Below are 14,371 nucleotides of genomic sequence, written 5' to 3'. Positions count from 1 at the left end.
ATTTCATAAAAAAAATTACATATTAAAAAATATAGCGACTTTTTCTATAACATATCTAATTTATCTTAAGATAAAATATTAAATATATTTTTATTATTCGTGCATTTGATTCGATTTTTATAAAAAAAACAATCGATTACATCAATAACTATTACGAAATTATTAGGTGTTATTTTTACACTTAAAAAGTTAAAATCATGCTAAAAAATTTATCTTGATTTCATTTATATTTTAAAATTTACAATGATTTTACCTATAAATAAAGTCGACAAAATGAGGGAAAAAGTAATTTTGACTATAAGTTTATGTCTTTACAAGTACAAAAAAAGCCCTTAAACAAAAGTTAAGGGCTTAGAAAATTGAATATTTTTAGAATTATATAGGCTGTACCTGAACTTGCTTTTGATGTAACCTCATCAATATAAAGGTAATGATCATTCCGATAACCGACATTACAACTCCGATAAGATTAGGAGAAGAATAGCTGAATCCCGCTGCTAAAGGCAATCCGCCTAAAAAAGCCCCTAAGGCATTTCCAATGTTAAAACTTCCTTGAAGAGATGCCGAAGCGATCATCTCCGCTCCTTTTGCAGTTCTAATCATCAACATTTGAATTGGCGCAATAACCGAGAACGAAATGGCACCAGTTAAGAAAGTTAGAAATAAAGAAACATATTGATTGAATGAGAAGAAATAAACCAAAATCAAATCTGTAGACATAACAAGCAATAAAGCCAAAGTTGTTGGTGCTGGCGAAAAACGATCTGCCAATTTACCTCCAACGAAATTACCAACAACCATTCCTAACCCAGCCAGAATCAAGATAGAAGAAACGTCTTCTGGCGAAAATTTAGAAACATTAATCAAAAGAGGCGCGATATAACTAATCCAAGCAAATAAACCTCCGAAACCAATTGCTGTAATTCCGATGATTAACCAGGCTTCTGTTTTCTTAAAAAACTGAAGTTGCGTTTTCATATTCACGCTTTCCCCTTTCTCTAGATTTGGCATCCATAAATAAATAGCTAAAAATGTCAACAGACCTACAATAGCAATTAATACAAAAGTATAACGCCAAATAAAGTGGTGCCCGATATAAGTCCCAATTGGCACACCAATTAAATTAGCAATAGTCAAACCAGCAAACATTATAGAAATTGCCTGCGCTTCTTTCCCTTTGTCTGCCAAACGACTTGCGACTACCGCTCCCACTCCAAAGAAAGCTCCATGCGGTAAACCTGAAAGAAATCGAGAAGCAAATAAAATATTATAACTAGGTGCGATAATTGATAAAGCATTAAAAACGGCCAACATTAAAGCTAAAATCAAAAGCATTTTTTTTGGCGCATAATTTCTTCCTGCGATTACTAATAAAGGTGCTCCAATAACAACTCCAAGTGCATAAGATGAAATTAAATATCCAGCAACAGGAATTGAAACTTTCATATCTGCAGCAATATCTGGGAGTAATCCCATCATTACAAATTCTGTAATTCCAATAGTTAACCCTCCTAAAGAGAGTGCAATAAGACTTTTTTTCATTTTGATTTAATGTAGAAAGGAATAGATTTCTACGAGGCAAAATTAAGACCATTAAGCGAATTAAAAATTGTATATTTGCGACATAAAATTGTATAATTAAGTTATGCCTAAATTAAATCAGTTTAAAACGCTTGTTCTGGATGAATTTGAGGAAGAAAAATTCCATCTTCCGCCACATACCCATACCTATTACGAAATCATCTATATCAAAAAAGGAAGCGGCATTCATCACATAAATAATAATCTTCTTCATTATAAAGCAGGCGATCTATTTGTAATCTCTCCTGATGACGAACATTATTTCGACATTAAAAAAAGTACTCGTTTTATTTTTATAAAATTCACCGATAATTATTTTAATTCAAAACAAAACTTAACGTGTGACGAATTCTTGATTCATACACCTGAAAGTTTTATGCGCGATAAAATTTTAAAAGAAACGGTTTTAAAATTTGATGAACCTTGCAAAACTATCCTAAAAAATACTGTCGAGAACATTACAAAATACGGAGAGTATATTGATGTTACTAATTCTCCAATTGTATTCTATCAGATTCTTTCCATTTTTGGGCTTATCAAAGAAACTATACGATGCATGAATTTGCAGATGACATCAAAACATTTGGATAATGAACAAATTGCAAATTACATACATCAGAATATTTATCAGCCAAAACTGGTTCAGATAAAAGTAATTGCAGAACATTTCAATATTGCTCAAACCTATTTTAGTGCTTATTTTAAAAGAACTTTCAGCATTAGTTATCGCGAATACATTCATAATTTAAGAATGACTTTAATCGAAAAGAGATTTCACAATAATCAATTGCCCATTAAGCAAATTGCCTACGAGTTTGGTTTTACAGACGAAAGTCATTTGACCAATTATTTCAAAAAACGCAGAAACATGAAACCAACCGATTTTAAAAAACTCTAGTTATCGAAATCTTAAAAAATAATTTCTGCGAATATTTTTAACTAAATTTGTATTCATAAAACAATTTCTTTGACCAAAAAAGTCCACATAATAATGCTTTTCCTAACGCTGAGTTTCTTTCTGAATCCTAACGTTAATTACGCATGTAACATGGGACATCATAAAGAAATTTCGAAAGAAACTGACATTTGCTCTAAAAAGTGCTGTGAAAAGAAGACTTCTAAAAAAGAAAAACAAGATTGCGATGGTAAATGCCGTCATTCTAGCTGTAATACCTCTATGCTACAATTTGTTATTTTAGATTCAAATAATTTTGATCTACAAAACGATGTATTCAATTTTTCTTTAAAAAACACCATTTCCTCTTATAACAAATCTGATATTTCTACAGGATTCACTTCTATCTGGCTTAAGCCTAAAATATAATTATTGAATTGTTGACAGCCCATATTGGGTCTTATTTAAACGAATTTTTAATTAACTTTAAAGGAAATTTAAAATCCTTTAATCAAATAATACATACAATGAAAAAATCAATTATAGCTTTAGCAACTGTACTAACAGTATTTTTTAGTGCAAATAATATTCAGGCAAATACATTAAGAGCTGAATCAGGAACAACAGAAATTGCAGATGCAAGTCAGTTGCAATCTGTTTACGATGCCTATTTTTCGGTAAAAGATGCACTTATTAAAAGTGATAGCAAATTAACTTCGGCAAAAGCTGCAACTTTATTGACTGCTATTACTGCCGTAAAAATGGACAAATTAAAAAGCAACGAACATACCGTTTGGATGAAAGTGGTAAAAAAATTAACTGCAGATGCCAAAAGTATTTCAACTACAACAGATCTTAAAAAACAACGCGAAACTTTTAAATCATTGTCTAAAAGCACTTACGATTTAATAAAAGTTTCAAGTCCAGAACAGCCAATCTATAAACAATATTGCCCAATGGCAGATGCAGATTGGTTAAGCAAAGAAAAAGCAGTTAAGAATCCTTATTATGGTTCTTCGATGCTGACTTGCGGAAATGTGGTAGAAACGATCAAATAAATATGAAGCTTTACATCAAAAATATGGTGTGCAGCCGATGCAAAATGGTGGTGAAGTCTGAGTTCGAAAAACTTGGACTTCAACCTATTTCTGTAGAATTAGGAGAAGTTGAACTACAGGAAGAAATCAACGATTTGCAAAAAGAAATTTTATTAGAAAACCTGCAATCTTTGGGTTTTGATCTACTCGATGATAAAAAAACGAAAACAGTCGAAAGAATAAAAAACCTGATTGTAGATTTGGTTCATCATAAAAACAATGATTTAAAAATCAACCTATCAGAATATCTCGCAGAAAACTTAAATCAAGATTATAATTCATTAAGCAACTTATTTTCTGAAATCGAAAACACAACAATCGAAAAGTATTTTATCAATCAGAAAATCGAAAAAGTAAAAGAATTATTGATTTACAATGAGCTTTCATTAAGCGAAATTGCTGATATTCTTAATTACAGTAATGTAGCGCATTTGAGCAATCAATTCAAAAAAATTACTGGCTACACTCCTACTTCATTTAAACAATTGAAAGATAATAAGCGTATTCAGATCGAGAATTTGTAGCTTTTTTTAACCGCAAAGCACACAATCCCGATAGCTATCGGGAGCAAAGTTTTTTAGCCACAGATTAAAGGGAGGATTTTTAAAAATCTGTGTTAATCTTTTTAATCTGTGGCTAACTTTTTATAGTTCGCAAAGCTTTGCGAACCTTGTGCTTTTTATAAAACCCAGCATTTCAAAAATCATTGTGCCCTTTGCGGTTAAAAAAACAGCATTTTGTAAATCTTACAAATCATTCCCAAAATTCTACAAACCGAACTCAGACTTACTTCAGAAATTTGCATTGTAATACTTAAAAACCAATACAATGACTCATCAATATATAATTTCAGGGATGTCTTGCGACGGATGCCGCAAAAAAGTAGAAAAAACTTTAAATGAAGTTGAAGGTGTTCAAGCAGAAGTAACTCTAAATCCTCCGACTGCTACAATAACAATGGACAAACATGTAGCAACAGAAAAATTTCAAGAGGTTTTGTCTGCCGCAGGAAATTATACTATTGAAATGGATTCTCCTAAAAATCACGGCGAAGCTAAATCTTGCTGCTCTGGCCATAAAAAAGAGAATCACAACCATAATCATCATAAAACAGAAACTAAAAAAGTACACGTGCACAGTGCAAATGGCGTTTATTACTGCCCAATGCATTGCGAAGGTGACAAAACATACATCAAACCTGGAGATTGTCCGGTTTGCGGAATGGATTTAGTTCCACAAGTTGCCATAACAGCAACACAATTTACTTGTCCGATGCATCCAGAAATCGTTTCAAATGAACCGGGCGATTGTCCGATTTGCGGAATGGATCTGGTTCCAATGCAAGCTTCTGAAAGTGAAGAAAACAAAACTTATAATGATTTATTGAAGAAAATGAAAATTGCGATTTTATTTACGCTTCCCATTTTCATTATTTCAATGTCAGAAATGATTCCAAATAATCCGCTTTACAATATAATGTCTATCGAAAAATGGAATTGGGTTCAATTTCTATTTTCACTTCCAGTATTGTTTTATGCAGGATGGATGTTTTTTGTTCGTGGCTACAAATCCATTATAACATGGAATTTAAATATGTTTACTTTAATTGGAATAGGAACTAGCGTTGCTTTCCTTTTCAGTATTATCGGAATGTTCTTTCCTGATATTTTTCCTTCTGAATTTAAATCACATCACGGAACCATTCATTTGTATTTTGAAGCTGCAACGGTAATTATAACCTTAGTTTTATTAGGACAATTGTTAGAAGCCAAAGCACACGGACAAACGAATGGAGCCATAAAAGAACTATTAAAATTAGCGCCAACTGAGGCTACTTTGGTTGAAAACGGAATTGACAAAGTAATTTCTATTCATAACATTAAAAAGGGCGATTTACTTCGTGTAAAACCAGGAGAAAAAATTCCGGTTGACGGAAAAATAACTACTAGCGAAAGCAGTATCGATGAATCGATGATAACTGGAGAACCTATTCCTGTTGATAAAAAAACAGGCGATGCTGTAATTTCTGGAACAATAAACGGAACAAAATCATTTGTAATGATTGCCGAAAAAGTCGGTTCAGAAACCATGCTTTCTCAAATTATTCAAATGGTAAATGACGCTAGCAGATCTCGCGCTCCAATTCAAAAATTAGCCGATCGTGTTTCTAAATATTTTGTTCCAACTGTTGTTATTATTTCGGTTTTAACCTTTTTTGCTTGGGCGAAATTCGGTCCAGAACCCGCTTATGTCTATGGACTAATCAATGCGATTGCTGTTCTTATTATTGCTTGTCCTTGCGCGCTTGGGTTAGCAACTCCAATGTCGGTTATGGTTGGGGTTGGAAAAGGAGCTCAAAACGGAATCCTGATCAAAAATGCTGAAGCTCTAGAAAACATGAATAAAATTGATGTTTTAATTACCGACAAAACAGGAACCATTACAGAAGGAAAACCATCTGTAGAAAAAGTCTATTCCGTTACTAATGAGGAAGATTTTCTGCTTCAAAATATTGCTTCGCTAAATCAGCACAGCGAGCATCCATTGGCACAGGCTGTAGTTAATTTCGCGAAAGCAAAAAATAGTGCCTTAAAAGAAGTTCAAGGTTTTGAAACTATTGCTGGAAAAGGAGTTTTAGGAACGATCGAAAACAAGAAAGTAGCTTTAGGAAATAAAAAATTAATGCAAGAAATCGGCGTTTCTGTTTCTAGTGATTTAGAACAAAAAGTAACTGCCGAACAAAATTTAGGAAAAACTATTTCGTACATCGCAATTGAAAATGTTGTTTTAGGTTATGTTGCCATTACTGATGCCATTAAAGAAAACAGTGCTAAAGCGATCAAAGAATTAATCGATCAAGGCGTTGAGGTTATCATGATGACTGGAGATAATCATAACACCGCAAAAGCAGTTGCCGAACATTTACATTTGAGTTCGTTTAAAGCAGATTGTCTTCCACACGATAAATTAAAAGAAATTGAACGTCTTCAAGCTCAAGGAAAAATTGTTGCCATGGCGGGAGACGGAATCAATGATGCTCCGGCTTTAGCGCAATCTAACATCGGAATTGCCATGGGAACTGGAACAGATGTTGCAATTGAAAGCGCTAAAATTACTTTGGTAAAAGGCGATTTAAACGGAATTGTAAAAGCTAAAAACCTCAGCCATGCTGTAATGTCAAATATCAAACAGAATTTATTCTTTGCTTTTATATATAACACTTTGGGTGTTCCAATTGCAGCAGGAATTTTATATCCGTTTTTAGGAATATTGCTTTCGCCGATGTTGGCCGCTGTTGCAATGAGTTTGAGTTCTGTATCCGTAATCGTAAATGCTTTACGATTGCGAAATCTAAAATTGTAAGTTGAAGCGAAATTATTTTAACACATAGAATCATAGTTCTGGTTTGCGGTTAAAGGCGTTTCGCTTGCGCCAATGCACATAGTTTAGCTATGTGTGGAAACTTGTTTCTTTTATGCTCTTTTTTAGACACAAAAATCTATGTTTCTATGTGTTAAAATTAAACTGTGTTCAATTTAATCCAACGCTTTAAAATTATAATCGATGACAAAAATAAAATATATACTTGTGCTTTTTTTAATCGCTATTCAGTTAAAGGCGCAAAAAGTGGTGCGTTATGATTTGCATGTTCGTGATACGATTGTCAATTTTTCGGGTAAAGAAAAACGTGCGATTGCGGTAAACGGAAAAATTCCGATGCCGACTCTAACTTTTACTGAAGGCGATATTGCTGAAATCTACGTGCATAACGAACTCAAAAAAGAAAGCACTTCGATGCATTGGCACGGATTATTTCTGCCAAATAAGGAAGATGGTGTTCCGTACCTGACTCAAATGCCAATTGAGCCTGGAACAACTCATAAATATACTTTTCCGATTATTCAGAACGGAACGTATTGGTATCACAGTCATTCGGGGCTACAGGAACAAATTGGTTTATACGGACTTTTTATCATCAATAAGAAAAAAGACGATTCAACTATCAGAAAAGGAATTGATGATTTGCCAACTATTCCAGTTATTTTAAGTGAATGGTCAGATCTAAAACCAGAGAATATTCAGCGAATGCTGCACAATGCCAATGATTGGTTTGCGATTAAAAAAGGAACAACACAAAGTTATGCCGAAGCTGTAAAACAAGGACATTTTTCGACAAAAGTAACCAACGAATGGAAACGAATGAATGCAATGGATGTCAGCGATGTTTATTATGAAAAATTTCTGATTAATGGTAAAAATGAACAGCAATTTTCAGATCTCAAACCAGGTTCAAAAGTCCGCTTACGAATTGCCAACGGTGGTGCATCAAGCTATTTTTGGCTGACTTATGCCGGAGGGAAAATCACCGTTGTTGCCAGTGATGGAAACGATGTCGAACCAGTAGAAGTTGATCGTTTGATTATTGCCGTTTCTGAAACTTATGATGTTGTGGTTACTATTCCAGAAGATAACAAATCTTTTGCCTTTTTGGCTACAGCCGAAGACAGAACGGGATCTGCAGCTTTGTTTTTAGGAAGTGGAGAGAAACAACCTGTTCATCATCTTTCGAAATTAAAATATTTTGAGGGAATGAAAATGATGAACGACATGATGAAAGTGAACGGCGAAATGAATGATATGGGCATGAATATGTCTTTGAATAAAATGGACATGAATGCTGTAATGTATCCAGAAATTTCGGGTGAAGATGAAAATTCAAAACCTAAAATGGATCATTCTAATCATAATATGGAAGGCATGAAAATGGAAAGTGGCAGTACTGAAACTTCTGAAATTGTGACTTTGAATTACGGAATGTTGAAATCTCCGTTTAAAACGAATCTTCCGAAAGATGCTCCTGTTAAAGAATTGCGTTTTACGCTTTCTGGAAACATGAATCGTTACGTTTGGAGTTTAGATAATAAAGTGGTTTCTGAAACCGATAAAATTTTAATTAAAAAAGGAGAAAATGTTCGTATCGTTTTATACAACGGTTCGATGATGCGCCACCCAATGCATTTGCACGGACATGATTTTAGAATTCTGAATGAACACGGAGATTATTCTCCGCTAAAAAATGTGATTGATATTATGCCAATGGAAACCGATACGATCGAATTTCAAGCAAATGCCGATGGCGACTGGTTTTTTCATTGTCACATTTTATATCATATGATGGCTGGAATGGGAAGGATTTTTAGTTATGAAAATTCAGCACCAAATCCGCTAATTCATCATCCAGAAATGGCTTTTAAAATGCTGAAAATGGACGACAGAATGTTTCATTTTAGAGCAGAAAATGATTTTGCATCTAACGGAAACGACGGTGAAGCAATGTTCAGCAACACAAGATGGAGTATTGGAACCGAATGGAGATTGGGTTATAATAACGAACATGGTTACGAAACTGAAACTCACATTGGAAGATATATAGGAAAAAATCAGTGGCTGATGCCTTTTATTGGTTTTGATTGGCGTTACCGAAAAATGGGAATAGACAAACAGGAACAGAATCTTTTCGGTCAGAAAAACACCAAAGACAATCGTTCGGTTTTTAGTTTAGGTGCTGAATATACTTTACCAATGCTCATAAAAGCACAAATCGAAGTTTTTACCGATGGAAATGTTCGTTTACAATTTGAGCGAAAAGATATTCCGCTATCCCAAATGCTCCGAATGAATCTAATGTGGAATACCGATAAAGAATATATGGCTGGACTAAAATACATTGTAACCCGAAACATAGGAATTACAACACATTATGATAGCGATATGGGAATTGGATTTGGAATGAACTTGAATTATTAATTTTTTTCTTTAACCATATAAGTGAATTAAGTTCATTTAGAAAAGCATCTTTACAGTGAAATAATTTTATCTTAGTTTTCTAAAACCAATTATCTTAATATCAAGTATGAGAAAACTGTATTTTACATTATTTCTTTGTTGTGCAATGACTTTAACTAGTTGCGATCCTTCACAGGGTATTCTTTTTACAAATAAAGGCGAAAGCAATGTCAAAGTAAAATTGATAATAAACTCGCAATTTAAAAACGATCAATTGGATGAAATGAAAAAAGGAGATTCGATTGTTTTTAATTTAATCCCGCATAACCCTGAAGAAGAAGATGGCTATATTTATTTTGGAAGAGGAAGATGGAACGATGAAAATATTAGTGAAATTAGTAAATCTATTAAAAGCATTGAAATTGAAAATGAGAACTATAAGATCGTTATCAAATCACAACAAGCAATGCATAAATTACTAAAAGAAAATTATAAAGGCATAATTATGAAATCTTTAAACATTGAAATTGACGACAATTTTTTTAACTAAACTAATATGAAGAAAATATTTCTCTTATGTATAATACTTTCAAGAATAAATGCCTTTGCTCAATTTGCAGTAATAAAAGATAACGACGGATATGTAAATATTAGAACAGAAGCTTCAAAAGGAAATAACATTTCAGATAAGCTAAACAACGATTTTGTTGTCTATTGCTTTGAACCAGTAAACAATTGGATCAATATAGATTATTCTAAAAACAATAAAGATTTAAGTGGTTATTTATATAAAGATAGAGTTAAGTATTTATCAGATTTCGAGAAAATTCCGTTAGTAAAGGAAACTAAAACGAAAGTTGTTTTCCAGAAAGGTGATATTGCTATTAGTATTGAAAGTAAAAATTTTGAATCAAGCACTGCAAAACTCACCTTTTCAAAAGATAAATCTTTTCTAGAAAAAATCAATGGAAAACAATTTTGGGGAACTGACGGCGGAATTCCTAAAACAGCTTTTAAATCCATAACGATAACCATAGAATCCCAAACTATCGAACTCCCTAAAAATGCTTTCGAGGATTTATACGAACCAAGTCTTTTTAATACAAAAACAAATTATGACAAAAACTCTAACACTTTATACATTTCTTCAAGCAATAGCGATGGTGCTGGAAGTTATGAATTGGTTTGGGTTATAAAAAAAGGACAATATAAAGAGCGTAAAGTTGCTTATGGCTTTTAATGTTTGAATCCACTTTTATCAAAACATTAACAATCAAACTATTCTTACGTAATATAAAATCAGTTTATATTTGATTAACCAATTATAATCTCTAACACGAAAAAACATTTAAACAAAATGACAAAAGTAATCACCGTAGTAACAGTTGCTTTCTTTTCTATTGGCGTAATGGCTCAGGACACAAAACCGGCAACAAAAGACAAAACCAAAAAAGAATCGTGCTGTAAAAAAACAACAGACAAAAAAGACACAAAATCTTGCTGTGTTAAAAAATAAATGAAATTCGACTTTCATTAAAAAGGCCTCAAAAATATTTGAGGCCTTTTTTTATACGGTTACGAAACTTTGACAAAGTTCCTGAAAAATTGCAATTCATGAATTCGTTGCAAAAAAAACTATTTCACTCTAATACTCCATTCAAAATCCATTTCTGAGACTTGAACACCTTCTTCGTTTGTTCCGATAGATTTCATCCAAAACGTCTGCCCTTCTCCTGTTTCTATTGTTTTCTTTATAGCATCAGCAATCAAATGCCCGTCATTGCAAACAAATGTTATTCTACCAGTCGCTTTTTTTGTGAAGTTCCCCTTATTGTTGGCTACTAACATTGAAATTTTTCTGCCGCTTTGCTGAATCTGAGAAATCACCAAAGCTCCTGTCGTCAGCTCTGCCGCCATTGCCTGAACAGCAAAGTACATTGAATTAAACGGATTTTGATTGATCCATCTGTGTTTTACTGTTACTGTACAGCTATTCTCATTTATGTCCTTTACGCGAACTCCGCAAAAGTATGCTGAAGGAAGTTTGAAGAAGACAAACTTATTAAGTTTTGATACCGAAAGTGCCATATAATTTATTTTTTTATGTAAAAATACAAAAAAACTATGCACGCACAATAAATTCTTTACATATCAAAAGAAGTCAACAAACATGCTACTTTCAAATGATTTTCAATGTTTTGGCCTATATTTAGCAGTTTTAAATTTGTTAAATTTTTGTTAATAATTAGTACTATGCAAAACAAGATACTGTCTTTTAGACATATATTTGCATAAGAAATTACTATATACTTTTAATCATGGAAACAACAACACCACTCATCATGGAAAAAACATCAGAAAAGAATACAGCAGCATTTACTCATTTGAGTACTTTAAGCCAATATATAATTCCGTTTGGGAACTATATTTTTCCTCTAATCATTTGGACAAACTATAAAGACAAGTCTGAATTTGCAGATCATCACGGAAAACAAGCTTTGAACTTTCAATTAAGCATTTTGCTTTATTCATTGATTTTAGCACTTATCGCAATACCGATTTTCGTTACGGTTTTCTTGCAGAATCTTCCACTAGAAGCAGTTTTTAATAACGACGATTTTGTAATTAGAAACTTTAATTTTCAAGCAAATATTGGAATTCTAAGTATCGGCATAACAGCTGTTATCCTTTTCGGATTATTAAAATTTGTTGAGTTCTTTTTAGTGATTTATGCTTCAATAAAAGCTTCAAACGGAGAATTGTACAAATATCCGATTACGATTCCTTTTATAAAGTGACACAAAAATTAAAAGTTATAGTCGAAACATCAATCAAATCATATAAGTTTCGAAATCAATCATCAATCAAATCATCATCAATCAAAAAACGAATTGTTCAATCAAAAAAAAACAAAATGAAATTATGAACATTGAAAACACAAAAGCACAGATGCGCAAAGGTGTTCTTGAGTTTTGCATCTTATCTGTATTAAAAGAAAAAGACGCATATACATCTGAAATATTAGACACTTTAAAAAACGCAAAATTACTAGTTGTAGAAGGAACCGTTTACCCGTTGTTAACTAGATTAAAAAACGATGGTTTACTTAATTATCGCTGGGAAGAATCGACCTCTGGGCCTCCACGAAAATATTATGGATTAACCGAAATAGGACAAACATTTTTAAACGAACTTAGCGGCACTTGGACAGAATTATCCGACGCCGTAAATCTAATCACCAATCAAAATCAATAAGTCATGAACAAAACAGTAAATATTAACTTAGGCGGGATGTTTTTTCACATCGATGAAGATGCATACTTAAAATTGACACGCTATTTTGACGCTATAAAACGATCACTTAACAACTCATCTGGTCAGGATGAAATTATTAAAGACATCGAAATGCGTGTTTCTGAATTACTGACAGAAAAACAAAAAAGCGAAAAACATGTTGTTGGACTGAAAGATGTTGACGAAGTGATTGCAGTGATGGGGCAGCCAGAAGATTATAGAATTGAAGACGAAGAAAATGCAAATCAATCTTTCAATAACTATACTGCAAGAAAACACAAAAAATTATATCGTGACAAAGAAAATGGTATGATTGGCGGTGTAGCGACAGGTTTAGGACATTACTTTGGAATTGACGCGGTCTGGATTAAAATCATATTCTTAATCTTCGTTTTTGCAGGTTTTGGAACGGGAATTTTAGCTTACTTCGTTCTTTGGATTGTAACTCCTGAAGCGGTAACAACTTCTGAAAAATTGGAAATGACAGGAGAACCAGTGACTATTTCGAACATCGAAAAAAAAGTTCGCGAAGAAATTGATTCACTTTCTGAAAAATTCAAAAATGCAGATTATGACAAAATGGGAAACCAAGTAAAGTCGGGAGCTGGGAGAATAAGTAGTTCATTTGGAGACTTTGTCATGACTGTTTTTAAAATCTTTGCTAAGTTTTTAGGAGTAATTCTAATTATCTCAGGGATTTCTACCTTAATCATGTTATTGATTGGCGTATTTACTTTAGGAACTAATATTTTTATCGATTTCCCTTGGCAGAATTTTGTTGAAGCCGGAAACTTTACAGAATATCCTCTATGGTCATTCGGATTGTTAATGTTCTTTGCTGTTGGAATTCCGTTTTTCTTCTTAACTCTTTTAGGATTTAAACTGTTATCTCCAAATTTAAAATCAATCGGAAATATTACAAAATATACGCTTTTAGCTCTTTGGATTATTTCTATCGCAATTCTTACTAGCATCGGAATCAAACAGGCAACTGAAATTTCTTATGACAATAAAGTAGTAGAGAAAAAAGTTCTGTCAATCAAACCTGCTGATACTTTATACATTAAGTTCAAGTATAACGATTACTATACAAAAAGCCTGAATCACTATAGAGAGTTTGAGTTTGTTCAAGATTCTGCAAACAATGAATTGATTTATTCTAACGATGTACGATTACATGTATTACATACAGATGAATTAGCTCCGTTCATTCAGATCGAAAAAAGCGCAAGAGGAAACTCTTTTACAAACGCTAAAAAAAGAGCAGAAAAAATTAATTATAAGTTTCAAATTAGTGGAAATCATTTAATTTTGGATAACTATTTTCTGACAGATGTAAAAAATAAATTTAGAGGGCAAGAAGTTGACATCTATCTTTACTTACCAGAAGGGCAATTAGTTAAACCAGATTCTTCAGTTAGAGATTACTATAACTCAGATGACAATTTCTTTGAACTTAATTATAAAGGAGATTACAATTACAAAGTTATCGGATCTAAAGTAAAATGTTTAAACTGTCCTGCTGATGAGGATAATGACAACAATTATGAAAATGATTATGAGAACGACAACGAAAATGACTATGAAAACAATACTGGCAGCACCAATGATACTATAAAAGAAGTTTCGGTTAAAATTAATGGAAAAGAAGTTTTAAACGGAAAAAAAGGAAAACTAACTATTGATAAAAACGGAGTTGTAATCAAAACTAACTAAA

At 32.6% G+C, this 14,371-nt stretch carries 14 protein-coding genes; 12 read left to right on the top strand and 2 right to left on the bottom strand.

What is annotated here, in order from left to right:
* Window positions 1-375: 375 nt before the first annotated feature.
* Window positions 376-1,542, bottom strand: a complete 1,167-nt coding sequence (locus AAYQ05_RS19280) for an MFS transporter (protein WP_343544956.1) — start codon at window positions 1,540-1,542, stop codon at window positions 376-378.
* 103 nt (window positions 1,543-1,645) lie between these two features.
* Between AAYQ05_RS19280 and AAYQ05_RS19275 the strand changes: the two genes are divergently transcribed.
* The 9 genes from AAYQ05_RS19275 (at window position 1,646) to AAYQ05_RS19235 (ending at window position 10,876) form a co-directional block, all read left to right on the top strand.
* Window positions 1,646-2,479, top strand: a complete 834-nt coding sequence (locus tag AAYQ05_RS19275; protein ID WP_177212555.1) for an AraC family transcriptional regulator — start codon at window positions 1,646-1,648, stop codon at window positions 2,477-2,479.
* A 150-nt stretch (window positions 2,480-2,629) separates the two neighbouring features.
* A complete protein-coding gene (locus AAYQ05_RS19270) occupies window positions 2,630-2,905 on the top strand; it encodes a hypothetical protein (RefSeq protein ID WP_343544954.1) in 276 nt (91 codons plus the stop codon).
* 98 nt (window positions 2,906-3,003) lie between these two features.
* Window positions 3,004-3,534, top strand: coding sequence for a DUF3347 domain-containing protein (locus AAYQ05_RS19265; RefSeq protein WP_343544953.1), 531 nt, complete (start codon window positions 3,004-3,006; stop codon window positions 3,532-3,534).
* 2 nt (window positions 3,535-3,536) lie between these two features.
* Window positions 3,537-4,097 carry a helix-turn-helix domain-containing protein gene (locus AAYQ05_RS19260; RefSeq protein WP_281633787.1) on the top strand — a complete coding sequence of 187 codons (561 nt, stop codon included), beginning with the start codon at window positions 3,537-3,539 and terminating at the stop codon, window positions 4,095-4,097.
* 304 nt (window positions 4,098-4,401) lie between these two features.
* A complete protein-coding gene (locus AAYQ05_RS19255; protein ID WP_343544952.1) occupies window positions 4,402-6,936 on the top strand; it encodes a heavy metal translocating P-type ATPase in 2,535 nt (844 codons plus the stop codon).
* A gap of 201 nt (window positions 6,937-7,137) precedes the next feature.
* Window positions 7,138-9,381: a multicopper oxidase family protein gene (locus AAYQ05_RS19250; protein WP_343544951.1), complete on the top strand. Its 2,244-nt coding sequence runs from the start codon at window positions 7,138-7,140 to the stop codon at window positions 9,379-9,381.
* A gap of 106 nt (window positions 9,382-9,487) precedes the next feature.
* Window positions 9,488-9,910 carry a hypothetical protein gene (locus tag AAYQ05_RS19245; RefSeq protein ID WP_343544950.1) on the top strand — a complete coding sequence of 141 codons (423 nt, stop codon included), beginning with the start codon at window positions 9,488-9,490 and terminating at the stop codon, window positions 9,908-9,910.
* A 6-nt stretch (window positions 9,911-9,916) separates the two neighbouring features.
* On the top strand, window positions 9,917-10,600 hold the full coding sequence (locus AAYQ05_RS19240) for a hypothetical protein (protein WP_343544949.1): 684 nt from the start codon (window positions 9,917-9,919) through the stop codon (window positions 10,598-10,600).
* Between the two features lie 117 nt (window positions 10,601-10,717).
* Complete coding sequence (locus AAYQ05_RS19235; RefSeq protein ID WP_281633790.1) at window positions 10,718-10,876, top strand: hypothetical protein; 159 nt, start codon at window positions 10,718-10,720, stop codon at window positions 10,874-10,876.
* A gap of 119 nt (window positions 10,877-10,995) precedes the next feature.
* Here AAYQ05_RS19235 and AAYQ05_RS19230 read toward each other — a convergent pair whose 3' ends face one another.
* Complete coding sequence (locus AAYQ05_RS19230) at window positions 10,996-11,448, bottom strand: DUF4442 domain-containing protein (protein WP_281633791.1); 453 nt, start codon at window positions 11,446-11,448, stop codon at window positions 10,996-10,998.
* Window positions 11,449-11,678: 230 nt separating this feature from the next.
* Between AAYQ05_RS19230 and AAYQ05_RS19225 the strand changes: the two genes are divergently transcribed.
* From AAYQ05_RS19225 to AAYQ05_RS19215, 3 genes are all read left to right on the top strand, one after another.
* Window positions 11,679-12,158 carry a DUF4870 domain-containing protein gene (locus tag AAYQ05_RS19225; protein ID WP_343544948.1) on the top strand — a complete coding sequence of 160 codons (480 nt, stop codon included), beginning with the start codon at window positions 11,679-11,681 and terminating at the stop codon, window positions 12,156-12,158.
* Between the two features lie 124 nt (window positions 12,159-12,282).
* On the top strand, window positions 12,283-12,615 hold the full coding sequence (locus AAYQ05_RS19220; protein ID WP_008464689.1) for a PadR family transcriptional regulator: 333 nt from the start codon (window positions 12,283-12,285) through the stop codon (window positions 12,613-12,615).
* Between the two features lie 3 nt (window positions 12,616-12,618).
* A complete protein-coding gene (locus AAYQ05_RS19215; protein ID WP_343544947.1) occupies window positions 12,619-14,370 on the top strand; it encodes a PspC domain-containing protein in 1,752 nt (583 codons plus the stop codon).
* Window position 14,371: the final 1 nt, after the last annotated feature.

This window comes from Flavobacterium movens (assembly GCF_039581425.1).
In the GTDB taxonomy this organism is placed as follows: domain Bacteria; phylum Bacteroidota; class Bacteroidia; order Flavobacteriales; family Flavobacteriaceae; genus Flavobacterium; species Flavobacterium luteolum.
The sequence above is the reverse complement of the archived record's forward strand: the minus strand, read 5'-3'. Positions and strand labels throughout refer to the sequence as shown.

Coding starts and splice junctions, on each gene's coding strand:
- AAYQ05_RS19280 (WP_343544956.1), bottom strand. CDS start 1,542: ATGAAAAAAAGTCTTATTGCACTCTCTTTAGGAGGGTTAACTATTGGA.
- AAYQ05_RS19275 (WP_177212555.1), top strand. CDS start 1,646: ATGCCTAAATTAAATCAGTTTAAAACGCTTGTTCTGGATGAATTTGAG.
- AAYQ05_RS19270 (WP_343544954.1), top strand. CDS start 2,630: ATGGGACATCATAAAGAAATTTCGAAAGAAACTGACATTTGCTCTAAA.
- AAYQ05_RS19265 (WP_343544953.1), top strand. CDS start 3,004: ATGAAAAAATCAATTATAGCTTTAGCAACTGTACTAACAGTATTTTTT.
- AAYQ05_RS19260 (WP_281633787.1), top strand. CDS start 3,537: ATGAAGCTTTACATCAAAAATATGGTGTGCAGCCGATGCAAAATGGTG.
- AAYQ05_RS19255 (WP_343544952.1), top strand. CDS start 4,402: ATGACTCATCAATATATAATTTCAGGGATGTCTTGCGACGGATGCCGC.
- AAYQ05_RS19250 (WP_343544951.1), top strand. CDS start 7,138: ATGACAAAAATAAAATATATACTTGTGCTTTTTTTAATCGCTATTCAG.
- AAYQ05_RS19245 (WP_343544950.1), top strand. CDS start 9,488: ATGAGAAAACTGTATTTTACATTATTTCTTTGTTGTGCAATGACTTTA.
- AAYQ05_RS19240 (WP_343544949.1), top strand. CDS start 9,917: ATGAAGAAAATATTTCTCTTATGTATAATACTTTCAAGAATAAATGCC.
- AAYQ05_RS19235 (WP_281633790.1), top strand. CDS start 10,718: ATGACAAAAGTAATCACCGTAGTAACAGTTGCTTTCTTTTCTATTGGC.
- AAYQ05_RS19230 (WP_281633791.1), bottom strand. CDS start 11,448: ATGGCACTTTCGGTATCAAAACTTAATAAGTTTGTCTTCTTCAAACTT.
- AAYQ05_RS19225 (WP_343544948.1), top strand. CDS start 11,679: ATGGAAACAACAACACCACTCATCATGGAAAAAACATCAGAAAAGAAT.
- AAYQ05_RS19220 (WP_008464689.1), top strand. CDS start 12,283: ATGAACATTGAAAACACAAAAGCACAGATGCGCAAAGGTGTTCTTGAG.
- AAYQ05_RS19215 (WP_343544947.1), top strand. CDS start 12,619: ATGAACAAAACAGTAAATATTAACTTAGGCGGGATGTTTTTTCACATC.